The following is a 1,758-nucleotide window of genomic DNA, read 5'->3' as shown; positions in this document are numbered from 1 at the left end:
TAAACAAGAAATCTACCACGAAGGCACAAAGTACGCAGAGTTTTTCTTGGTGAACACAAAGCTAACTTAGTGTTCTTCGTGTCTTCGTGGTGAAAGATTTTGGTTTCTTGTGTACAAGATTCGCTCTATGAGTTTAACATGCTTCGGGAGCGATTCCAAGTGAAAAAGCGCGGGTATAATAGATGGGTTGCACGTTGAAGGTTACAGGTTGCACATTCTATCCATCCTATCATATCGTTGACTCGTTGAATCAAACCCTATGCTAAAGATAATCTCTTTCATTCTCGGCCCAGCCTTTACTAACGCCTACCTGATTGCGGATACCGAAACCAAAGATGCCGCTGTGATTGACCCGGCCTGGGACGGTCACAAGATAGTGGCCGTGGCTCAGGAGCAGGATTGGCAAATCAGGCAGATGTGGTACACGCACGCGCATTTTGACCATTTTGGTGGTGCGGCGGACGTGGCGCAGGGTTGCCCTCAGCCCCCGCAGGTAGCCTTGCACCCCGAAGATATTCCCCTGTGGCAAGCCAAAGGCGGCGCGGCGCTTTTCGGGATCCCCCTGGATGATCCCGGCCCCGAGCCGACAATTGATCTCTCACACGGGCAGATTCTGCGCCTGGGAGCCTACGAGTTCGAAGTGCGCCACGCCCCCGGCCACTCTCAAGGCCACGTCATGTTCTATTGCTCTGCCGAAAACCTGCTCTTCTCCGGCGACGTCATCTTCCGCCACAGCATAGGCCGCACCGACCTCCCCGGCGGCGATTTTGAGACATTGATGCGCAGCATCCGAGAGCAAGTCCTAACCCTCCCCGACGAAACGCGCATCCTCTCCGGGCACATGGAAGCGACTACGGTGGGCGAGGAGCGGCGGGGGAATCCGTTTTTTGGGTGAGAAGCATATTTGTGTAATTTAGAACATATGCTCGATTGACTCGCCTGGTTCATTCTTCTATAATGTCAGTTATCAAGTAAGTTCATTGCGGTTTCATAGAAAGGGGAAAGCTGTTTTGGGGATAATTACGATCTCCACTGAAAGTTTGTACACCAGGCTGCTTGGCTGCGCATTGGCAGGTTTTAGTTGCGCCCAGGCAGTTTTGTTTTAAGTTGGATCAGGGTCATTGGACAAGTAGAGGAGGAACGGAATGAGTGCAAAATATAATGTCGTTGCCAGAGGAAATCCGGCAAACCCCGAAGCACCCAAGAAATATTATGCAAGTAATATCAGTTCAGGAAAACTAAAGCTGCGCCAGCTTGCAGAACAAATTGCCAGTATATCAACAGTCAGCAGCATCGATACTCTGGCTGTGTTGGAAGCATTTTTGCAAGTTGTTCCCAAAGAATTGGCCGATGGCAATATCGTTGACCTGGGTGAATTTGGCTCTTTCAGACTGCGAATTCAAAGCAATGGGCAAGAAACCCCCGAAGCCGTCAATGCCAGCAGCATAACAAAAATATTACCTCGATTTTCACCGGGCAAGGAATTCAAGAAAGTTATTGAGAATACAGATTTTGGAAAAGCATCCGGATAGTTTTTAGAAGGGTGTTTTTTATTTCAGTCAGTGTAGCAAAGTAAACAGCACTACTTTCACAAGCAAACAGTATTACTTTGTAAAGTAGTAATGTTTGCTCTAGAAAACGATGTTATTTGGTTTGCAAATGGTCTAAAAGATTTTAAGTAGACCAATCTTTGAATTTATAATTAAGTACACCGTAAACTAAGTAATATTGAATTTCTGATTTTCAGATTGAACCTTC

The 1,758-nt window shown here is 47.2% G+C and carries 2 protein-coding genes; both read left to right on the top strand.

Annotation, left to right across the window (positions count from 1 at the left end; all coding sequences use genetic code 11):
* The first annotated feature begins 259 nt into the window (after positions 1-259).
* A complete protein-coding gene (locus HN413_09440) occupies positions 260-895 on the top strand; it encodes an MBL fold metallo-hydrolase (GenBank protein ID MBT3390622.1) in 636 nt (211 codons plus the stop codon).
* A 250-nt stretch (positions 896-1,145) separates the two neighbouring features.
* Entirely contained in the window at positions 1,146-1,532 is a 387-nt protein-coding gene (locus tag HN413_09435; GenBank protein MBT3390621.1) for a DNA-binding protein, read from the top strand.
* Positions 1,533-1,758: the final 226 nt, after the last annotated feature.

The organism is Chloroflexota bacterium (assembly GCA_018648225.1).
GTDB lineage: Bacteria > Chloroflexota > Anaerolineae > Anaerolineales > UBA11858 > NIOZ-UU35.
Note: the sequence above shows the minus strand (reverse complement) of the source record. Positions and strands in the feature narration are given on the sequence as shown.

Bases quoted from the DNA above. Each gene is read 5' to 3' on its own strand.
- HN413_09440 (MBT3390622.1), top strand. From the start codon at position 260: ATGCTAAAGATAATCTCTTTCATTCTCGGCCCAGCCTTTACTAACGCC.
- HN413_09435 (MBT3390621.1), top strand. From the start codon at position 1,146: ATGAGTGCAAAATATAATGTCGTTGCCAGAGGAAATCCGGCAAACCCC.